Raw genomic sequence first — 21075 nt, forward strand, 5'->3', positions numbered from 1 at the left:
AGGCGCAGCCGCCACCCGGCAAACAATTACTTCAGCAGCTTCACCGTAGCGTCGATATCGATTTCATCTTCGGTAAAAATCAGCGTGGTGTTCTGGAAGGTGGTGATCGCCAGCTTCTTCACCGTGCGCATTTCGCCCGGCTTTTTGTCGGATTTCGGTTTGATGTTGTTCATCAGCAGCCCGACCGACAGCACCGCGTTCTCTTTGTCGATGCCCGTATCCGCAGGCTCTTCTTCGCTAAACACCACGAAGGATTTGATGGAGGTGAGCTTCACGCGCTCGCCGGCAATATAGAGGTGTTTACTTTCCGGGATCACCTTCACCGCATAGGCGGAAAGGCCTTTGTTGTTGGTGGTTGGCTCAAAGGTCACCGCCGCGTCTTTCTTGATCAGATCAGGGTTGGCGACCTTAATCACATGAAAATAGCGGTTATCGCCGTTTTCATCTTTGATAAATCCAAAGCCTTTATCTTTAAACCACGTTGTGATTGTACCGTTCATCGCTGTTACCGCCTGTCAGATCGTAATGACTAAAGTTTTGCAGCGCGCAGTGTAATGCACAATGGCGGAGGAGACAAAAAAAAGCCCCTGCACGGGGGCAGGGGAAAACTCATGTCAGAGCTTATTAGAATTTAGTTGAACACCATCCCACCATCAATCAAGAGCGACTGGCCAGTCATGTAGTCAGAGTCTGGCCCGGCGAGGTATGAAACACAGGCGGCGACATCTTCCGGTTCAGACAGGCGGCCAAGCGTAATGCGTTTGGCAAAGGTTTCGGTGCCGTAGCCGAGCGGTTTACCTGCCGCCTCGGACACCTGACGGTCGATCTCCGCCCACATCGGCGTTTTCACGATACCCGGGCAGTAGGCGTTAACGGTGATCCCCAGCGGCGCGAGGTCCCGAGCGGCGGTCTGGGTTAAGCCGCGCACTGCGAATTTACTGGAGCTGTACACCGCCAGTTCCGGGTTACCGGTGTGGCCCGCCTGGGAGCAGGCGTTGATGATTTTGCCGCCGTGCCCCTCTTTGCGAAACGCGTCAATCGCGGCCTGCATGCCCCAGATCACCCCTTTGACGTTGATGTTGTAGACCTTGTCGACAATCTCCGGCGTGATGGATTCGATGGGCGTAGATGGCGCAATCCCGGCGTTATTCACAATCACGTTGAAACCGCCCAGCGCGGTGCGGGCTTTCTCCACCGCCGCAAACACCTGGTCGCGATCAGAGACATCCACCTTCACGGCGACGGCGTTGCCGCCGTTACGGATGATTTCATCGGCGACGGCTCTCGCCGTCTCATCGTTGTAGTCGGCGATAGCGACGGCAAAACCATCTTTCACCAGGCGCAGCGCAACCGCTTTACCAATCCCCTGGCCTGAGCCGGTTACGAGAGCAACTTTTTGCATTTCTCTGTCCTTATAGTGAGTCACAAAATCTGGCTGAGATGGAGCTGGCCCATCAGCAGCGGGTTATCGCTGTAGTCAACGGGAATGGCCACCACGGCCGGGCCATTGACATCCATCGCCGCACGCAGCGTCGGTTCAAGGGCATCGGCGCTCTCCACGGCAAAGCCCCTGGCGCCAAAGGCATCGGCATAGGCTTTGAAGTCAACCGGGCCGAACGCCACGCCGGAAAGACGCTGGTATTTTTTCTCTTCCTGAATGGCGACCATGTTGTAGCCGTTATCCACCCAGATGATATGCAGCACGTTGGCGTTGAGGCGCACCGCGGTTTCCAGCTCCATGCTTGACTGCAGGAAGCCGCCGTCACCGGACACCGACACCACCTTGCGGCCCGGGTTGACCAGCCACGCGCCAATGGCCCACGGCAGCGCAACGCCCATGGTCTGCTGACCGTTGGAGATCATCACCTGGCGCGCCCGGAAGCTGTAGAGGTAGCGGGCGATCCAGATGTGGAAGCTGCCCATGTCGACGGTCAGGGTCACGTCGTTATTGACGATGTCCTGCATGGCGCGAACGATACGCAGTGGATGCAGGGCAAACTGGTTGAGCGAGGCACCGCGGCGATCGAGCAGATCGCGCTGATGCTGGCGATCGACCAGGATTTCTGACGCACGCTGGCTGAGCTCCAGCTTGTGGTCAATCCGGCTGGCAAGCAGGTTCAGCGTGGCGGCGATGTCGCCCACCAGCTCGATGTCAGGGACATAATTGCGCTCTTCATACGCAGGCAGTACATCAATGTGCACCAGCGTGGCGTCGCCGCTGTTCCACATGGACGGCTCATACTCAACCGGGCTGTAGCCGATACAGATAATCAGATCCGCCAGGTGCAGCAGGCGGTCACCCGCCTGGTTGTTAAAGAGGCCAACGCGTCCGGCGAAGCGGGTGAAATGCTCCTGGTTCACCGCCCCGGCGGCCTGATAGGTGCTGGTGACCGGAATGCGGCTTTTCTCCAGCAGCTTACGCAGCGCCGCGCTGTTAGCAGGCTGGCTCGCCATCAGCCCCAGCAGGATCACCGGGTTTTTGGCGTTGTCGATGAGTTTCGCCACGTCGTTAATGGCCGATTCGGGAGCCGGGCCCATCAGCGCCGGGCCGCTGGCCGGTAAAATCGCCCCCGTGGCAGGCTGGTCAACAATATCCTGCGGCAGGCTGACGAACGCACCGCCCGGCCTGCCGTGCTCGGCGGCGCGAAACGCGTTCGACACCACTTCGGCAATCGCATCCGGAGAGCTGACTTCAACAGCGTATTTGGTGACCGGGCAGAACATGGCAACCGTATCCATGCTCTGGTGCACGAGTTTGGCTTTATCCGCCCGCTTCACCGCCCCGCCCAGCGCCACCACCGGGTCGCCTTCGCTGTTGGCGGTGGCGATACCGGTGATCAGGTTGGAACAGCCCGGGCCGGAGGTGACCAGCGCCACCCCGGCTTTGCCGGTCAGGCGCCCTACCGCCGCCGCCATGAACGCCGCGTTTGCCTCGTGGCGTACGGGGATGATCTCAATGGAGGAGTCCAGCAGGGAGTCATAGACTTTGTCGATTTTCGCTCCCGGGATCCCGAACACCTGCTTCACGCCCTGCGCTTCCAGTTGACCTACAACCATATCGGCGCCGTGCGCCCACTGACGTGACTGTTTCTCACTGTTCACGGTAGTTCTCCTGTTAGTTTTCGACGGAACGGATCGCTGCATCAAGATTGCTGGGGTGAAGGTTGGCCTGTAAAAACGCGCTGTCGGCGGGCAGATCGATCATCAGCTTGTGTATTTCGCCAAAGGTGAGCACGCCGCTCTCCAGCTGGTAATCCAGCAGATGTCCCCCGCCCTGACGGTCGTCGGTGATGAAATGTTCGTGATAACCGGCCACGTTAATGCCCTGCATATGCTGCGGCGTGCGGAACCCGACCAGCACCCCTTCGCGCTGGTTGAAGCGGAACACCGGCTGGTCGTCCAGCACGTCGGTCATCGCCCGGTATGGCGGCGTCTGACGCGGTACGGTACGGGTGTGGGCGTGGCGGAAGTTGCCGTCGATGCGCAGCGCGCAGAACAGGTTATCGGAGGGGATTTGCTGGTCGATCACGTCGTGGATCTGCTGACGACTGACCGGCGCATCAAAGGTTTTACGGTACTGCGGCTGGAACCAGGTCATCACCGCGAACGGCGTTTTCTGCTCTGGCTTCGCGGCGCGGGCGCTGCCGTCGGCGCGCAGCTGGTACACCTGGCTGCTGAAGGCAATCATTTCGCCGTCCAGCTCGTTGAAGGTGCCCAGACCAAAATCACCATGTGCCAGCAGATCGGCGATGGTGGTGTCCCCCTCGTACACGCCGCTTAGCAGGGCGCTCATTAGCGATGTCTGATAGATCACGCTGTCAGGATGCTTAGCGGAGAACCCGCGCAGGGTCTCGCATAAACTGGCCTCACAGTCGCAGGCAGATGAGTGCATCATCATGCTCGTCCTCTTCAACTTTATTTAGAAAGGTTAAATAAATGTTGACCCGATTCAGCAGAGAGTTCCAATATAGAATTCATGCTGGTTTGAGACGTTTTAGATATGGAACTTCGTTATCTGCGGTATTTTGTCGCGGTTGCACGCGAGCGACACTTCACCAGGGCGGCCGAAGCGCTGGGTATTTCACAGCCTCCTCTGAGTCAGCAGATCAAACGGCTCGAAGAGGAAGTGGGCACGCCGCTGTTCAGACGCCTGACGCGGGGCGTAGAGCTAACCGAAGCGGGAGAAGCCTTCTACGAGGACGCCTGTAAGATCCTGGCGCTGAGCGACGCCGCGCTGGAGAAAGCCCGGGGCATCGCGCGCGGTCTGAACGGTAACCTGTCGATTGGCATTACCAGTTCAGATGCTTTTCATCCCAAAATTTTCACGCTCATTCGTCAGTTTCAGGTACAGAACATGGCGGTGCAGGTACACCAGGTGGAGGCCAATATGTCTTCGCTGACAGCGATGCTGGCGGAGGGGGAACTGGATATTGCCTTCGTGCGCCTGCCGTGCGAGAGCAGCAAGGCGTTCGAGTTAAAGATCCTTGACCGGGAACCGATGGTGGTGGCGCTGCATCGCGACCATCCGCTCGCAACAAGCGGCGATCTGGCGCTGGAGCAGCTCCGGGATACGCCAGTGGTGTTGTTCCCGCAGGAGGTCGCGCCCGGCCTGTTCGACCGGGTTTACAGCTGCTGCGAACGGGCCGGGATCGACGTGCAGCACGCGCTGCAGTCGTCACAGCTTTCGTCCTCCCTGAGCATGGTCTCCGCCGGTGGCGGCTTCGCGCTGGTGCCGAAATCGATGGCGGCCATTTCTCCGCCGAATGTCACCTATCATGCGTTGAGCTCACCCGAGCTTTATACGGATATCGCGCTCTGCTGGCGACGCTTTGAACGCTCGCGGACGGTGAAGCGGTTCTTGACGATGATAAGCGAGGAGTAGCGGCCGGTTTGGTTGGTGGTTTTTGTAGGCCGGATAAGGCGTAGCCGCCATCCGGCAAGACAGTTTCTGGCGTCAAATCCAGACATCATTCTCGGCGGTGCGTTCCCCGCCTTCGTGCCCGGTATTAAGGACGCCGCAAGGTTCTATCATCATCATTTTTACCGTCCCCTCTGCAGAGGTTTTGTGCTCTACACCTTTTGGCACCACGTACAGTTCCCCCGGATTGACGAGCACATGCCCGTCACGAAAATCAATACGTAACACACCCTCGACAACGATGAATGCTTCATCGGTTTCAGGATGCGAGTGCCATATAAAATCTCCCTCAATTTTCACAATCTTAAACTGATAGTCATTCATCTGTGCGATGACTTTCGGCTGCCAGTGCGCGTCAAAGAGGGAAAATTTATGTTCCAGATTAACAGGTTGATACATGGTGACACTCCCTATGGTTGAGAAGTCACCAGGATAGAGTAAGGCCGTTGCGCCAGTCTTGAACGATCGTGCAACTCAGGCACGGCTGTTTTGAATGAATTTTTGCCAGCGTCCCGGCGAGATCCCCATCGTTTTTACAAACTGGCGAGTCATATGACTCTGGTCGGAAAACCCGGCTTCAACGGCAGCTTCAGCAAGCGACAGCCCCTTCTCTATCAAATGTCGGCAATATTCAAGACGGCGCATCGTTACATAGCGATACGGGCTTGTTCCGTACAGTGCGCGAAAATCCCGGCTCAGGCTCCAGCGATCCCTGCCGCTGACGGCGGATAATGTCTCCAGCGTAATGTTCTGGCTAAACTCGGTTTGTATATACTCGCGTGCACGCTCTGCGCGACGATAATCGAATGCGCATCGTCGAACGCGTTGCCCTCCCACAATGGCCAGCGTGCTGGCCAGATCGTAGAGCGCATCCTCTTCTTCCAGCGTATCAACAGCTTCCTCTGGCGCTTTGAGCAGGGATTCCGTCGCCGCGAAAAGCCGGGGATCGGAGGAGATCCCGCCGGGAATAAACGGCAGCGGTTTTCCGCCCAGGATTTTCTGAATTAACGCGGGATCGATATACAGCATCCGATACTGAAATCCGTCAGTCGTCCCCGCTTCTCCGTCATGCACTTCATCGGGATGCAGGACCATCGTCCCGCCCGGAAGGCTGTGTTGTTGGCTGCCCCGATAGTGAAAACTCTGTACCCCGGACAAGGTTCTGCCTATCGCGTAGGTGTCATGCCGATGTGGCTCATAGCCATGCCCGCTGAAATACGCCTCAATGCGCTCTATCTTCCCTGGCGTTTGTGCAAATTTGACCCAGTCTTTGTTCTCTTTTTCGCTCGCCATATGTGCCATCTGATGCCAGTTGAGGGTAAGTCACACCATAAACGCAGGGGATGGTGTTTGGAAAGAGAGGAATGGCAGGGCTTTCTGGAAGGCGCCTCGCAAACCAGGAAGTAACCTTGTGTAATTCAGGATGGCGGCTTTTCATCACATCTTCATGGCCGTAAAGTGCCTGCGTTGCGGCACCACCGTAACCGGGGCCAGGAACCCACAAGCATGACGCGACATTTTTACCTGAAGAGGATGCTCAATGACGACTCTCCCTGGATTTTCTTACGCGCTCGCTGAAGATAGCGCGGTTTATCACCTTATTAACCTGCCCCTTCCCGACACTGCGGATCTGTTCGAACTGGTTGATGCCTGCGCCGCCTGTGTCAGCGTGCTGGTTGAAACCGACGATGCAGTAACCCACGCTACCCTCTGCGCGCGCTTGCTGGCAGGACTTAAACGCCTGCGTGAACGTTGCGATGCAGAACTCCCTGCACATCTGGTTGAACGGCTCATCGCGGGGGAGACGATCGTTTCCTGCGTGCCGGACTGCTGGCAGGAGACGACGTTGCAGGTGGATTATGCGCTGGCACTCACTCGCGCGGTAATGGGCGGCACGCTGCCTGCGAACGTGGCGAAAGACCTGACCGGATTGCTGCATGACATGGTATGGCTGCTGGCGGAGTTTGTGAAAGAGCCCTATATCACGGCACACTGAGCCGGGAGACCGGGCAGCGGCAGGATCCGTAAAAAGATGCTGAAAGCTGTTAAGTCGAGTATCGAATGATAAGGTAGATTTTCCACAACATTACGGGCAGGAACAAAAGTGAATATTGCAGAGAAATATGAATGGAGTAAGGATAACTACCTGGTGAGTACAGACAGAGCAAAACTGGATGTACAGGCCATCCATCGGTATTTAACGAGATCGAGCTGGGCAAAAGGCATTCCTCTGGATATTGTCTCTGCGTCAGTCGAAAACAGCCTTAACTTTGGCGTTTACCATAAAGAAAATCAGATTGGTTTTGCTCGCCTGATAACGGATTACGCCACCTTCGCCTACCTTTGCGATGTTTATGTCCTTGAAGAATACCAGGGAGAAGGGCTCGGAAGATGGGTTATGGAATGCATACATCATCACCCTGTGTTTGAGCAGCTTCGCAGGATCATGTTGTTTACCACGACTGCACCCTGGCTCTATGAAAAATTTGGCTACGAGCCCGTAAACAGAAAAAACTATGCATGGACGATTACGCGGCCTGATATCTATTTGAATGAAAAATAGCCTGGCTGATAATCCCTGTTCAGCTCCCCGTTGACTTATTGACTCTGTGTTTTCATCATCCGTTTCCGGGACAACGCGAACCCGTTCGGTCTGTGAAGATAGAACGTACGCTAACGACAGCAGCGCTAACCTTAAAGAGCGGGACTATTTGCTATGAATCCAAGGGAAAATATTGTCAGTACATTCAGCGAGTTGTCTGCAGAATTACAGCGCGCTGCCGAGTTCTCGCTACAGAATACCAATCAACTGGTCGTGCTATCGATGCGCGCCTTCGCCGCTGAAGCCGGTGTAAAACCTGCTACGTTGTTACGGCTGGCGCAACGATTGGGTTACAACGGCTGGGGTGAACTCAAGGATGCTTTCATTGATGAACTTGGACTGCGCAATGATACATATGTATCTAAAGCCGAGAAACTGATCGCCAAAGGCACTCAACCCCAGCTGTATGAAGAGGTGTTTCAGGCACATCAGGCCAATCTGGCGTTTACACAAAATGAAAACCATCAGGCCATGGAACAAGCTGTATCGCTGTTGGACGCGGCTGAGAATGTCTATATTTGCGGCTTCCGTGCCAGCTTTCCTATTGCCTGGTCGCTGTTTTATGTCTATCGATTGTTCAATCGGCAGGTGTCGCTCATTGATGGTCTGGCGAGCAACATTGAGGTATTCACCCGCGAAATAACAGCACAAGATTGCCTGTTACTCACCAGTTTTGCCCCCTATTCCCGTGAGTCCCTGGATGTTTTACGTGCGGCCCAGCAGGCGGGCACGACGATCGTCGCCATCACGGATTCACCCGTCTCACCATTAGCCCAGGCTGCCGATTGTACGCTGCTGTTCTCCATAGACAGTCCGTCGTTTTTTCCTTCCGTGGTGTCTGGCATGGGGCTGGCCGAGTGTTTACTGGCGATGCTGGTGACTCGCCATGGCCGGGAAGCAGTGAGTAAAATCGAAAATGCCGAACGCTATCTTATCGACTCGGGTGCCTATGTCGTGCCCGGTAAACCCTGAAAAATGATTCATTTGCATTTGGCATAAGAAAACAGAATACATTTGAATCCAAATAACATTGACGTGATACAAATGAATCCTGCAAGATGCGCTTTATTCACACAGCGTATTCAGGAGCAGGACCAGCATGAGCCATATCATTCACCGCAGTCTACGCAGTACGCCCGCCGTGGCGGCGCGTGCTCAAGGGGCATACATTTTTGATGCACAGGGAAAGCAGTATCTGGATGCCTGCGGTGGTGCCGCCGTTTCCTGTTTAGGTCATGCGCATCCTGACGTGCTGGCGGCGATGCATCGCCAGATCGATCAACTGGCCTACGCCCACACCAGTTTTTTTACCAGTGACACCGTTGAACAGCTTGCTGAACAGTTGACGCGCACGGCGCCTGGCGATCTTAACTATGCTTATTTCGTTTCGGGCGGTTCGGAAGCGGTCGAAACCGCGCTCAAGCTGGCGCGTCAGTATTTTGTTGAGATCGGCCAGCCGTCGCGCACCAAATTTATCGCCCGTAAACAGAGCTATCATGGCAATACCCTTGGGGCGCTCGCAGTGGGAGGCAACGAATGGCGCCGCCGCCAGTTTGCTCCCTTGTTGATCGACGTGATCCGCGTTTCGGCCTGCAATGAGTATCGGGACCGCCGCGCAGACGAAACCCAGCAGCAATACACCACGCGTCTGCTCAACGAGCTGGAGCAGGCCATTATTGAGGCCGGTCCCGACACCATTATTGGTTTCTGTGCAGAAACCGTGGTGGGGGCCACCACTGGCGCCACCCCGCCTACCCCGGGCTATCTTAAAGGTGTACGCAACCTGTGTGATAAATACGGCATCCTCTATATCGCGGATGAAGTCATGTGTGGCATGGGACGCACCGGCACATTGCATGCGTTTGAACAGGATGATGTGGTGCCGGATTTGGTGACGATCGCGAAGGGGCTGGGAGGCGGCTATCAGCCGATTGGCGCAGTATTAGCGAGCGAGAAGATTGTCTCAGCCCTGCAGGCCGGTAGCGGTCTGTTCCAGCACGGGCACACCTACATTTGTCACGCGACCGCCGCTTCCGCAGCCCTGGCAGTGCAGCAGGTGATTGCGCGCGATAATTTGCTGCAGGCGGTTAAACAACAGGGGGCTTACCTGCACAACGCATTGCGTGAGGTACTGGGGGAATTACCGCACGTCGGTGATACGCGTGGACGCGGCTTGTTTGCCGGCGTTGAGCTGGTACGCGATAAAACCAGCAAAACCCCCTTCGATCCTGCCCTGAAGCTGCATGCAGCAATCAAAGCAAACTGTATGTCACGTGGGCTGATGGTCTATCCGATGGGGGGAACAATTGACGGGCAATATGGCGACCATATCCTGATCGCGCCACCGTTTATTGTCACGCCTGGCCAGCTCGACTTTGTGGTGGATACGCTGAACACCGTGATTCGCGAAGAGACCAGCAGATTATGATCAATCGTTTACCGCCGCTGGCGGAGCATGAGTGGGACGACCAACAGCGTACTTTGGCCGAAGAGATAATCAACGGGCCTCGCGGTGCGCTGCTGCCCCCTTTCGAGCCGCTGCTACGCAGCCCAGAGCTGATGGCCCATGCACAACGCATGGGAGAATACCTGCGTTATCGCAGCGCGCTGGGACAGCGCCTGTCGGAACTGGCTATTTTGATGACCGCGCGGCACTGGTCGCAGCCTGTAGAGTGGGCGATTCATGCGCCGATAGCGCGTGAGAAGGGTATTTCTGCAGCGGCGGTGCAGGCGATTAATGAAAAACGTCTTCCAGAGGATCTGCAGCCGGATGAATGGGTGATTTATCACTTTTGTAAAGAGTTACATGAGCAGCAGAAGGTCAGCGATGCCACCTGGCAGCACGCTATCGCGCTGTGGGGCGAGAAAGGCGTGGTAGATCTGATCGGAATCAATGGTTATTACAGTTTTCTCTCAATGATTATGAACGGCGCACAGACGCCGGTACCCGACACCTGGGATGAGATTATTCCCGCATAAGTTTTCGCTTTAAATTTGGCGCATGAAAGTGCGCCCTGCATATCAACGTTTTATTTTCCCACCCCGCCGATGTATTTCGCCGGGTGACATTCATGCACGCTACTTCACTGACGCCGAGGGTTATTATGTCCAGATTATTGACTAAATTAAAAGTTACGTTAGCGCTGGTCGCTTGCTCCGCCAGTTTTGTGGCACAAGCGCAGGATAAATTAACGGTTGGCGTTGATACCGCATTTGTCCCCTTTGAATTTAAACAAGGCGATAAATACGTCGGCTTTGATATTGATTTGTGGGATGCCATCGCTAAAAAAATGAACGTCAGCTACGAATTACGCCCGATGGACTTCGGCGGGCTAATTCCGGGGTTGCAATCACGGAATCTGGATGTCGCCATGGCGGGCATTACGATAACCGACGCGCGTAAACAGGTCGTCGATTTCAGCGACGGTTATTATGATGCTGATTTATTAATGGCGGTTAAAAGCAGCGACAATACCATTACTAAATTCAGCGATTTAGCAGGAAAGAAAGTGGGATTAAAGCAGGGAACGGCGGCGGCCAGCTTTATGAAAAGCAAATATAAGGCGAATTATGTCGAATTCCCGAATATTGATAACGCCTATCTTGATTTGCAGGCAGGTAACCTTGACGCCGTGGTGCATGATTCCCCCAACGTGCTCTATTACGTAAAAACGGCAGGTGATGGAAAAGTGAAATCAACCGGCGAAACTGACAGCATTCTGCCGCAGCACTACGGCTTTGCGATGCAGAAAAACAGCAATCTGACGCCGAAGATCAACGCAGCGCTGCAGGCGTTACGTGCAGACGGAACGTACAGCAAGATTTACGTGAAGTGGTTTGCTAAACAGCCAAAATAATCCCGCCAGGTCGGAGCGATCCGACCTCGTTGCATCTTAACGGGTAACATGATGAATTTCGACAGTAAATATATTTGGGAGTCCCTGCCGCTGTTGTTGCAAGGACTACAGCTGACGCTGATTATTTCACTATCAGGTTTATTGGGTGGTTTTGTTATTGGCCTGCTGGCGGGAACCTGCCGGGCGCTCGGAGGGAAAATATCAAAAACCGTCTCGTTAGTCTTTGTCGAGTTAATCCGCGGCACGCCGATTATGGTGCAAGTGATGTTTATTTACTTCGCACTCCCCATGGTGTTACCGATTCATATTGATCCGGTGACGGCAGCCATTACGACTATTGTGATTAACTCGGGTGCTTATATTGCAGAGATCACCCGAGGAGCGATTCTCTCTATCAATAAAGGATTCAGAGAGGCCAGCCTGGCAATGGGATTATCACAACGCAGCACGCTATGGCATGTCATTATGCCGCTGGCATTGCGCCGTATGATCCCGGCGTTAGGTAATCAGTGGATTATCAGTATTAAAGACACCTCGCTGTTTATTGTGATTGGTGTAGCGGAATTGACTCGTCAGGGGCAAGAAATTATTGCCGGTAATTTCCGCGCGCTGGAAGTCTGGACCGCCGTGGCAATGATCTACCTGCTGGTGACGCTGTGCCTGAGTTTCCTGCTGAAGCAACTGGAGAAAAGGATCCATATTTTATGAGCATGGTTGAGTTTAGCGCAGTGTCGAAAAATTTCGGCGCCACTCAGGTGCTGCACGACATCAATTTAAAAATTGACGCCGGCGAAGTGGTGGTGATCATCGGCCCTTCCGGGTCGGGTAAGTCGACGCTGCTGCGCTGCATTAATAAGCTGGAGGAAATTTCCTCCGGCACGCTGCTGGTAGCGGGAATGCATCTTACCGATCCTCACGCGAATGAGTGCGATATCCGCCGCGAAGCCGGGATGGTGTTTCAGCAGTTCCATCTGTTCCCCCATCTGACGGCGCTGGAGAATGTGATGTTTGGTCCGGTTCGTGTGCGCAAACAGAGCAAAGCTACCGCCCGTGAACAGGCACTGGCACTACTGGACCGTGTGGGCTTACGCGAACGAGCCCATCACTACCCATCAGAGCTCTCTGGTGGTCAGCAGCAACGTGTGGCCATTGCCAGAGCCCTGGCAGTGAAACCGAAAATGATGCTGTTCGATGAGCCGACCTCAGCGCTGGACCCCGAATTACGGCATGAGGTACTGAAAGTCATGCGCTCGCTGGCCGAAGAAGGCATGACCATGGTGATTGTGACCCATGAAATCGGCTTCGCCCGTGATGTGGCATCGCGGCTAATCTTTATTGATGGCGGCACCATTGCCGAAGATGGTCCACCTGATATGCTGCTGAATAGCAGTCCCAATCCACGCCTGAAAGAATTTTTGCAACACGTATCCTGAACAGAAGTGAATGATAACACTATGAAAAAAATCGACATTCGTGGTTCCGCTTTTGCAGTAGGTCAGGCGCTTGGCGCGTTCGGCCGCGAAGCCTGGCATGCAAAACTGACGCAAACGGCGTTGTGGCAAACCGTTACCGCCATGAAAGACGCAGAACAGACCCGGAGCATGCGCTCGCTGGTCCAGTCTCAGTATCCCCTTATCTGGCAGGAACTGGAGGGATTAGCCGAGGGTCTGGAAGCACCATTTGATGAGGTGTTTGCCTGGAACTGCCGCGGCGATCTGGTGCGCTCGACCTCTGACGGCTGTACCACGGTAGCGGGAAGCACCGCTGAGGGAGAGCTGATTATTGCGCATAATGAAGACGGTTTCCCACAGCTTCGGCCTGACTGCGCCATCGTCAGCATTACCCCGGATGACGGCCTGGCGTTTACCAGTTTTGCCTACCCGGGATCGATTTGCGGACATACCTTCGCCGTAAACGAAAAGGGCGTGGTGAATACGGCGAATAACATACGCGCTTTGCACCGTCCACGCGGCATACCGCGTCAGGTATTAGCCCGCGCCGCGCTGAATGCCGCCACGCTAGCTGAAGCCATCTCCATACTGACTACCGAGCCACGCGCCGGTGCATTTCACCATACGGTGGGACAAATGGGAGACAGCCGACTGTTTAGCGTGGAGGCTACGGGAACAGGCTGTTCCGTTATGCCGCTGCGGGAGGTTTTCGCCCATGCTAATCACCTTATCCACCCTCAGCTTGATGCGGTTGAGCAGGTGATCACTGACAGCTCCCGGTCACGCCAGCAGCGGCTAAACGCCTGGCTGGAGACGCAATCTCACCTTGATGGTGCGGCAGCACTGGGTATTCTTTCAGACCAGCATGATCCCGCGCTCCCGATTTATCGTCTCTCGCCACAGGACCCGGATGAAGAGAACACGCTGGCCACTGCCGTCTTTACCCTGAGCACGTCGGACATAAAATGGCAGATATTCACTCACGATCGGCAAAAACCCGCTTTAGAGTCTCACTGAGTCGCTTCCGCAACTAATGCGGCCTGCACCGCTGGACGGGCACTGATTTTTTCCCTGTACTCCAGCAACGCAGGCCAGGGGCTCAGCTCAATGGCGAAGAACCTGGCCCAGCCCAGCACGGTGAAAAGATAGGCATCTGCCACGCTGAATGACGCTCCCGTCAGATAAGCGCTTGTGGAGAGCGTCTCCTGAAGAAAATCGAACCGCCTGAACAGCTTCTCGCGAAAAATAGTTTTGACCTCTTCGGGCAGCGCGCGGTTGAAAAGAGGTGCCGATCCGGCGTGTATTTCACTGGTGATAAAGTTAAGCCATTCCTGAAGCCGCACCCGCTCCCAGCTATCTGCTCGCGGTGCCAGCCCCCTCTCCGGCTTGAGGTCCGCGAGGTACTGCAAAATCGCTGGCCCTTCGGTCAGTATTTTCCCGTCATTCAACTCAAGCGCAGCGACATACCCTTTAGGGTTAATGGTCAGGAAGTCGCGCCCGTCAGCGGTAAGCTTGCTCCTGTTGTCCACTTTAACCAGTTCAAACTCAATCGCCAGTTCGCGAAGCACGATATGGGGTGAGAGTGAACAGGTGTCCGGGGCGTAATAGAGTTTCATAATCTCTCCGTTAAAGCGGCTAAGTGATAAAGATTCGGTTTGCCTACACTGTGCTTAATGCCGCTCTCACTGTAAAATTAATGATTCATAAATTAACTATTAGCTGAGCTACTGATACCCATGATGAATCTTTTGCACTGGCGCCTGGTGGTTGCCGTGGCGGACGCGAGTAATATTTCGCGTGCTGCTGAAGAGGTCGGCATGACGCAGTCGGGCGCCAGCCAGGCGATCGCGCAGTTAGAGGCCGCACTAGGATTTGCGGTATTCACGCGTGAGCGACGCCACATCGGCGTAACGGCCCTGGGCGAGCAGGTGGTCAAAGAGGCAAGGAGCATGCTGGCGCGGCTGGACGCCATCCGGGTACTGGCGGATGAGAGTCGGGGGTTAAGTGGCGGGCGCATTCGTCTCGCCAGCTTTCCTTCGGTGACATCCACATTTTTGCCAGGACTGCTGCGGGACTTTAAGCGCCTGCATCCTGAAATCGAGGTGGTCGTACTCGAAGGGACGGACCAGGAAGTCGAGGAATGGATTGCGGCAGATACGGTTGATCTGGGCGTGGTCATGAACCCTGTTCCCGGACGCGCTGATGCGATCCTGGGGCAAGATGCGTGGGTCGCGGTGCTACCGGCCAGCCACCGTCAGGCTCGTTATGCACCTGCGCGCGGCATCACGCTTGAGGAACTGGCAGACCAGCCCTTCGTGCTCGCAACCGGCGGTTGCGCCGTTAACGGAAAAAGCCTGATGGAACAGGCAGGCTTGCGGTTGTCTGACGTACGCGTGACCGTCCGCGACTGGATCAGCGCCTGCCTGCTGGTACGCGAAGGCATGGGCGTCGCGCTGATACCGGAATCCGCCCTGCCGGGTGAATTACGCGGTTTGTGCGTAGCACCGGTAACGCCTTCACTATGCCGGGAGTTTGGGCTGATTTGTTCGGCAGTGGGAAAATCTTCCCGCGCGACGCAGATGTTATTAGAAGGGTTGCTCAAAATGAAAAGGTCTGCGTAAGGAGTTACCGCGGTGCCAACTGTGCCCGGCGGCGCTACGCTTACGCGGGCCTACGGTTCGTGTCGCTAATAAGCAGGTTGGCGGTTTTGTAGGCTGGGTAAGGCGTAGCCGCCACCCGGCAATGCCTTTCTGGAAGCCGCCTCGCAAACCTGCAAGCAACCTTATGTAATTCATGAGCATCCCTTTTCATCCCTTCTTCGCGGTCGTAAAGTGCCTGCGTTGCGGCACATCCGTAACCGGGCGTAGGAACCCGTTTAACATGACTCGGCAATTATTTTTGTCGCGACAGCGCTCATCCCGTTAAAATACGGTCGCGCTGGCGGAGCAACCGAAAGGTTGGCCGTTTTGTCATGTGCGGCATTCCTACCTCCGTCAGCGCTACCACCCATGAGCGTAGGAACTTATGTGGTGGTCTGGATTTTTTTTGAAAAGGAATACTACATGACAACTATCCCTACCCTGACTTACGCACTTTCTGAGGAAAGTGCTGTTCATCACCTTCTTCACCTGCAACTTCCCGATTCTGCGGATCTCTTCGAGCTGGCCGACGCCTGCACCGCTTATGTGAGCGTGCTGGTGGAAACTGATGACGCAGTGACGTTTGCCACGCTTTGTAAGCGATTGGTGGCCACACTGAAACGGCTGCGCGAGTGCTGTGACTCGGAACTTCCGCCGTATCTGGTTGAACAGTTGATCGCAGGGGAAAAGATTACTTCCTGCGTGCCGGACTGCTGGCAGGAAACGGTGTTGCAGGTGGATTATGCCGTAGCGTTAACGCTGGCGCTGATGGGCGGGACACTTCCTGCGAGCGTGGCGAAAGAACTCGTCGGGCTACTCCATGATATGGTTTGGTTGTTAGCGGAGTTTGTGAAGGAGCCGTATATAACGGCACATTGAGGCGGGTGATGGTAGGTCGGGGATCTGCTTGGTAAGAAGCAGATCCCCGGTCTTACGCAAAATTTAATGTTGTTTTTAAATGTCTGGTAAGAGCGATGAGCAGACATTGTCCCCACAGGATAACTGAACCTTTCTCTGGATATTCTCTAAAAGCGAATGGTTCGGATTACAGGGATACTTGCAAAGGAAAGATATACTTTTTATCTAAACCAGATTTATTCAAAAAAAACGCTTAGAGACGAAAAATAGAACCCGTTACTTGGGCTCTATTCATTATTTCTGACTAAATACTTAATCATTGGTTATGGTGCATCTATATGGGAGTTCAACTTCTGTACCTTTGGGCAAGGATTTATTATATACAATATTCAACAAGCGAGATGGAATCATCGCCTTCTTGGATATCTCTTCTTTGATTTCATCTTCATCCAATCTGTCATTGAAATCATTAAAATCACTATTGGCTTTAAGACGATTACGCCCATTAATATGCACTTCTGTTACTAAGAGTTTTCCGTCCAAAGTTACATCTGCAGTCACTGGTTGGTTTTTACCCGGTACTGCGAAGAATTTATAGCTATAAGGCAATAGAACAGAAGAGATAAAATCAAAGCTGTCTTTATAAATTGCAAACTTCTCAAGATTGAAAACAACATTGAAAAAACTGTTTTTGAATCTATCTCTTAGTTCACCGTCTGAATTAAAGAAAATTTCAAATATAATTCCATCTAAGAGATTTTTAATCTTATCTGCTTTAACACCTTTAGTTTTATCCTTAAATGCACTGATAAATTCACACGCCATATTTGAGTTTCCATCGGCGGCTTGGAGTATATTTCTACCCAAAACAAAAAGGCTATCGCTTCCAGCTTTGTTTATTTTATCGGGCGATATATCACTTATAGCTGGGTTTTGAGTGTACCAGTTCCTAATTTTGAGAGCTGTAATTGTTCTATGGCTCCACTTAGTTTCATCAAGAATGAAATTGCTATCTTTAACGGCAGAAGAACTATAGCTTGAAATTCTGGCAGCCACGCTTAAATTAAAATAAAACTCGCCAGATAAAGATGTATGCTCCCAAGAAGTCTGCTTTTGACGGGTTGTAGCCGCTAAGGTATTTCTTACCCTTTTAAACATGGCCTCGATAGGTACATCAGGAGTTTCTATGTGTTTTAATAACGCCTCTGTGTAACTTCCATTACGTCCAGAACCGTCATCTGCAAATTGCCCTGGTGAGGTTGCATAAGCGATTAATGTACCTTTTGGCGCATAAACAGGAGCTAAATCTCGTGGCACCCCCCTCCATTTTCTAATAAATGGATTATTTCTGCAGGCATCGAGAATTATAATACTGGTACGCGTGTCATTTCCTTTTGGCTCCATGCGAGTAAGAACCTCATTTAAACCTAAGGCCCCATGTTCGACATCGGCTTCATCATCAGCTACGGTGTCTTTTGCAATAAGGTAGTTTTTACCATTAACTTCAGCGCCATGTCCTGCAAAGAAGAAAAGGGATATTTCGCCACCATCGTTTGAAGTTTTTTCGAGTTCTTTGATTGCAGCCTTCATTTCTCTAAGGGTGGCATTAATCAACTTGTTGACGGTGAAACCTCCTTTTATCAAAACTTCACTAATATCTTCTGCGTCGTTAGCAGGGTTTGGTAGGTTGTTACTGAATTCATAATCTGAATTACCTATAACAAGAGCGTTCAGTCGAGACATGTATCCTCCATTTGGATGTTTGTAATCTTATTTGGTGTAAGCGTTTAAACGCTAAAGATACCTTTCTAGTTAGCGGTTATGGTCATCCATTTTTTAAAAAGCATTCTGTACTACTGAAATCCTCTTTTAAAGGCCAACTTTAATTTTCAAAATATCACATTAAAACTCAATACTCTTTATAAGAAATTTATTTCACCCATCCTAATATTTATTGGGGGCAGCTTGGGTTTAGAGGGTTGTGTATGTTAAACCTGATTTATCCTACTGCATGTTGTCGTCCCACACAACTGAAGAGGCCTTATTATTAACGGCAACTGATCCTTTTTAACCGGCCAGGTAATCCAGTATGTGATCTTCCTAGCAAGGCTCTCCTCTCCGGAAACCAACTTCCGCCGCCAGTTCAACATCCTGCAACCACCTCAGGCGTTCAGACTACAGTTCTGCCATGTCCCCATATCCCGGCTCGGTGCAAACATTCTGGTTTATCCGTCTAAAAATCCTTAATGTGTAGTGCTGTTGCAACGTCCACTCTTGGCACAGAGCGGACATTTGAACTTTGCCCTACCCAGGACATCTGAACTTATCTTTGACAATCTATTGTTTTATAATGGAATTTTATTTTATGTGTGCACTGTGTTGTGGCTCAATGCTAATGTCTATTTGAGCGCTGCGGTACAGCGAGGCAGAAACTGCCCTTGACGATATAAACAGCTCTAAACTCGCCTAAGCTCAAATGTTACATCGGAAGAAGCTGAAAACTATATAAAAAATCGCAGAAGTAAAATATAATGGCGTTATTTTATGCACTTCGTTTACGCGAGAAAGAGGCAATATGAATCCTGGCAGAAAATTTAAGCTCTACACAATAAAGAATGAAGATAAAGATGATATTTTCGTTAGCGACAAAACGAATCGATATTGTGATGATAATTTTTTCACTTTGATAACGGGAGTGAATGGATGTGGTAAGTCATCACTTCTAACAAAAGCAGTTAATTCCTTCATATTTCATGGTCGCAAAGATGATGTGCTAGTTGACAATAATTCAATTGATACGCCTTCGCGAGTTATAGCCATATGTAATTCCCGGTATAACAGATTTCCATTAAGGGAAACTTTTTTAAGGAAAGGCGCCCAAAAAAATTCAGATTATTATATTCAGGTAAATCATAATCAGGAAATTGGTGCAAGTGTTCTTTCGATAGTAAGCCAGTGCCTGAGAGAATTAATAAAGAAACCACTCAATAATCAAGTTGTAAGGCTAGATGATGTTCGTAGTGCTTATAAAATGATTGGCATAAATCCGTTTCTATTAATTAATCTAAAATTTAATGACGAAGCAAAAAAAGCGTATGAGACTTTGCTTGATATACAACGGAGTAAGAAAGGGACGCGAATTTCAAGTGAATTAAACGATTATTACAAAAAATTTCTATCGGAAAATGAAAATCTAATACTAAAACCTGATGTCATAAATATTCTTCAAGAATACGAAAATATTGTAAGATTACCACAACTGTATCTTGATATTGAAAAACGTAAAATAACATTCGATGGAGCAACTAGTGAAAATGAATATAATATAAAGCAGGCTCTTCTATTAGGTCTAATCGTCCCAAGCGAAATACAGGTCCAAAGGACAAAGGAAAGCAGATGGGTAAGTAATCATCATCTTAGCTCTGGTCAACAAACACTCTTAACGACGGCTCTTCTCTTAGATATTTTCACTATAAATAATAGTTTGATTTGTATTGATGAACCTGAGAATAGCCTTCATCCAGCCTGGCAATTGGATTTTATGAAATTTGTAGATCAGTTGTGCAAATGGAATAAAGGATGTCATTTTTTAATCGCAACTCATTCCCCTCAAATTATATCTGGGTTAAAAAGTGAAAATGGATGTATAGTCACCTTAAAAAATAATGATCACAGGATTTCAATTAAGAACAAATTTGATTCAGTTAACAGATTGGAAAATTCATTTAGTAACAAATCCCAAAGCTTTCATAATGTAAAAAATTACAGAGGACAGTCAGCTGACAGACAATTGGCTGAAATATTCGAAACACCTGGTTTTCGAAATGATTATGTTATTCATCGGTTATTAATGATTCTATCAAGGTTAGTTAAAGGTACAGGCTTGAACCGGAATGATGAACCATTTATCGAAATGGTCAAGAAGTTTGTAAAATTCAATGATATTGATGAGTCTGACCCAGTGAATATCATTTATAATCAAATCAAAGGTGTTGTATTTGCCAATAAAAAGGACTCTAAAAAGTGATCGTAAACCCTATTTCTTATTCTCAGCAAGTTAGAATTCACATTGATAAATATGATGGGAAAGATCATACTTACTGGAATGTAACATGTGATGAAAATAAGGCAATCAGAAAGGAAATTAGAGAGTTCTATCGTACGGAGCAACGTTTTCACTGTGCATATTGTAACAGATTACGACAAGACTTTAATGGTGCCCAGTGGGACATTGATCATATAATTCCCAAGCAAAGTCATCCTCAGTATCTTTACACCCCTAAAAATCTCACAGTCACGTGTAAAGACTGTAATGGTAAAAAAGGGAAAGAAAATGTTCTTGTAGACCATGTTGATGCTACTCAATGCTTTCCTATATCAGGTGAAAGTTATGCAATCATTCATCCTCACTTCGATGAATATTTAGACAATATTCGTTGTAGAACAACAGCTGATGGTAAGATCATTCATGAGCCCTTTACACCTAAAGGTATAAAAACATTCAATTTATGTGGACTGATAAGGTTCAGTGAAATGATAGCCGGTACTTCGGAAGTCATTGAAGAGACAGGTGAAAGCTTAGACCTTACTGATGGTATAACCGAGGAACTTAGAGAAGCATTCGATAGACAAATCTCTGAATTTGACTATTTGTCAGATTCACAATTAGCTCAATTACTCAAAGGAAAATTATCTCAAATTACTGGAGTTATGGTATAAGTGTTCAAAATTGATAAGTAATTGATACTGA

At 51.0% G+C, this 21075-nt stretch carries 22 protein-coding genes; 14 read left to right on the plus strand and 8 right to left on the minus strand.

Annotated elements, in window-relative coordinates:
• Positions 1 to 26 precede the first annotated feature (26 nt).
• The 4 genes from NQ842_RS18210 to budA all read right to left on the minus strand — a co-directional run bounded on the left by NQ842_RS18210 (position 27) and on the right by budA (position 3895).
• Positions 27 to 500, minus strand: coding sequence for a cold-shock protein (locus NQ842_RS18210; RefSeq protein WP_023620402.1), 474 nt, complete (start codon positions 498 to 500; stop codon positions 27 to 29).
• 131 nt (positions 501 to 631) lie between these two features.
• Positions 632 to 1402 (minus strand): (S)-acetoin forming diacetyl reductase, encoded by a 771-nt coding sequence (locus NQ842_RS18215; protein WP_257256166.1) that lies wholly within the window; start codon positions 1400 to 1402, stop codon positions 632 to 634.
• A gap of 20 nt (positions 1403 to 1422) precedes the next feature.
• Entirely contained in the window at positions 1423 to 3057 is a 1635-nt protein-coding gene (gene alsS / locus NQ842_RS18220; protein WP_249418694.1) for an acetolactate synthase AlsS, read from the minus strand.
• A gap of 58 nt (positions 3058 to 3115) precedes the next feature.
• A complete protein-coding gene (gene budA / locus NQ842_RS18225) occupies positions 3116 to 3895 on the minus strand; it encodes an acetolactate decarboxylase (RefSeq protein ID WP_014831009.1) in 780 nt (259 codons plus the stop codon).
• Positions 3896 to 4000: 105 nt separating this feature from the next.
• Here budA and NQ842_RS18230 point away from each other — a divergent pair, with 105 nt between their 5' ends.
• Positions 4001 to 4882, plus strand: coding sequence for a LysR family transcriptional regulator (locus tag NQ842_RS18230; protein ID WP_014831008.1), 882 nt, complete (start codon positions 4001 to 4003; stop codon positions 4880 to 4882).
• Positions 4883 to 4954: 72 nt separating this feature from the next.
• On the opposite strand, the gene NQ842_RS18235 is transcribed toward NQ842_RS18230, so the two are convergent.
• Together NQ842_RS18235 and NQ842_RS18240 are read right to left on the minus strand one after the other, a co-directional pair.
• Entirely contained in the window at positions 4955 to 5317 is a 363-nt protein-coding gene (locus NQ842_RS18235; RefSeq protein WP_095454654.1) for a cupin domain-containing protein, read from the minus strand.
• Between the two features lie 75 nt (positions 5318 to 5392).
• On the minus strand, positions 5393 to 6211 hold the full coding sequence (locus NQ842_RS18240) for an AraC family transcriptional regulator (protein WP_125364799.1): 819 nt from the start codon (positions 6209 to 6211) through the stop codon (positions 5393 to 5395).
• Between the two features lie 247 nt (positions 6212 to 6458).
• Between NQ842_RS18240 and NQ842_RS18245 the strand changes: the two genes are divergently transcribed.
• From NQ842_RS18245 to NQ842_RS18285, 9 genes are all read left to right on the plus strand, one after another.
• Positions 6459 to 6914, plus strand: a complete 456-nt coding sequence (locus NQ842_RS18245; protein ID WP_020684587.1) for a hypothetical protein — start codon at positions 6459 to 6461, stop codon at positions 6912 to 6914.
• 108 nt (positions 6915 to 7022) lie between these two features.
• Complete coding sequence (locus NQ842_RS18250) at positions 7023 to 7481, plus strand: GNAT family N-acetyltransferase (protein ID WP_118283215.1); 459 nt, start codon at positions 7023 to 7025, stop codon at positions 7479 to 7481.
• A 153-nt stretch (positions 7482 to 7634) separates the two neighbouring features.
• Positions 7635 to 8492 carry a MurR/RpiR family transcriptional regulator gene (locus NQ842_RS18255; protein WP_118283216.1) on the plus strand — a complete coding sequence of 286 codons (858 nt, stop codon included), beginning with the start codon at positions 7635 to 7637 and terminating at the stop codon, positions 8490 to 8492.
• 127 nt (positions 8493 to 8619) lie between these two features.
• Positions 8620 to 9948: an aspartate aminotransferase family protein gene (locus NQ842_RS18260; protein ID WP_163281062.1), complete on the plus strand. Its 1329-nt coding sequence runs from the start codon at positions 8620 to 8622 to the stop codon at positions 9946 to 9948.
• Positions 9945 to 10499, plus strand: a complete 555-nt coding sequence (locus NQ842_RS18265) for a carboxymuconolactone decarboxylase family protein (RefSeq protein WP_153907814.1) — start codon at positions 9945 to 9947, stop codon at positions 10497 to 10499. Before NQ842_RS18260 ends, NQ842_RS18265 begins: the two co-directional genes overlap by 4 nt.
• A 125-nt stretch (positions 10500 to 10624) precedes the next feature.
• A complete protein-coding gene (gene glnH / locus NQ842_RS18270; RefSeq protein WP_125364837.1) occupies positions 10625 to 11377 on the plus strand; it encodes a glutamine ABC transporter substrate-binding protein GlnH in 753 nt (250 codons plus the stop codon).
• Positions 11378 to 11428: 51 nt separating this feature from the next.
• Positions 11429 to 12085, plus strand: coding sequence for a glutamine ABC transporter permease GlnP (gene glnP / locus NQ842_RS18275; RefSeq protein ID WP_024906945.1), 657 nt, complete (start codon positions 11429 to 11431; stop codon positions 12083 to 12085).
• A gap of 2 nt (positions 12086 to 12087) precedes the next feature.
• Positions 12088 to 12810 carry a glutamine ABC transporter ATP-binding protein GlnQ gene (glnQ, locus tag NQ842_RS18280; protein ID WP_203462318.1) on the plus strand — a complete coding sequence of 241 codons (723 nt, stop codon included), beginning with the start codon at positions 12088 to 12090 and terminating at the stop codon, positions 12808 to 12810.
• Between the two features lie 21 nt (positions 12811 to 12831).
• Positions 12832 to 13845 carry a C45 family peptidase gene (locus NQ842_RS18285; protein WP_257256167.1) on the plus strand — a complete coding sequence of 338 codons (1014 nt, stop codon included), beginning with the start codon at positions 12832 to 12834 and terminating at the stop codon, positions 13843 to 13845.
• On the opposite strand, the gene gstA is transcribed toward NQ842_RS18285, so the two are convergent.
• The gene (gstA, locus tag NQ842_RS18290) at positions 13839 to 14444 is read right to left on the minus strand and encodes a glutathione transferase GstA (protein WP_153907816.1); all 606 of its coding nucleotides are present in this window, start codon (positions 14442 to 14444) and stop codon (positions 13839 to 13841) included. The two genes, NQ842_RS18285 and gstA, sit on opposite strands and share 7 nt — an antisense overlap.
• A 120-nt stretch (positions 14445 to 14564) precedes the next feature.
• On the opposite strand from gstA, the gene NQ842_RS18295 reads away from it, so the two are divergent.
• Positions 14565 to 15449, plus strand: a complete 885-nt coding sequence (locus NQ842_RS18295; protein WP_257256168.1) for a LysR family transcriptional regulator — start codon at positions 14565 to 14567, stop codon at positions 15447 to 15449.
• A 441-nt stretch (positions 15450 to 15890) separates the two neighbouring features.
• On the plus strand, positions 15891 to 16346 hold the full coding sequence (locus NQ842_RS18300; RefSeq protein WP_125364793.1) for a hypothetical protein: 456 nt from the start codon (positions 15891 to 15893) through the stop codon (positions 16344 to 16346).
• A 291-nt stretch (positions 16347 to 16637) separates the two neighbouring features.
• On the opposite strand, the gene NQ842_RS18305 is transcribed toward NQ842_RS18300, so the two are convergent.
• The gene (locus tag NQ842_RS18305) at positions 16638 to 18068 is read right to left on the minus strand and encodes a caspase family protein (protein ID WP_001598021.1); all 1431 of its coding nucleotides are present in this window, start codon (positions 18066 to 18068) and stop codon (positions 16638 to 16640) included.
• An 832-nt stretch (positions 18069 to 18900) separates the two neighbouring features.
• Between NQ842_RS18305 and NQ842_RS18310 the strand changes: the two genes are divergently transcribed.
• Together NQ842_RS18310 and NQ842_RS18315 are read left to right on the plus strand one after the other, a co-directional pair.
• Positions 18901 to 20352: an ATP-binding protein gene (locus NQ842_RS18310; RefSeq protein ID WP_257256169.1), complete on the plus strand. Its 1452-nt coding sequence runs from the start codon at positions 18901 to 18903 to the stop codon at positions 20350 to 20352.
• Positions 20349 to 21044: an HNH endonuclease gene (locus NQ842_RS18315; RefSeq protein ID WP_257256170.1), complete on the plus strand. Its 696-nt coding sequence runs from the start codon at positions 20349 to 20351 to the stop codon at positions 21042 to 21044. Before NQ842_RS18310 ends, NQ842_RS18315 begins: the two co-directional genes overlap by 4 nt.
• Positions 21045 to 21075 lie beyond the last annotated feature (31 nt).

It is taken from the genome of Enterobacter cloacae complex sp. R_G8 (genome assembly GCF_024599795.1).
GTDB classification, from domain to species: Bacteria; Pseudomonadota; Gammaproteobacteria; order Enterobacterales; family Enterobacteriaceae; genus Enterobacter; species Enterobacter dissolvens.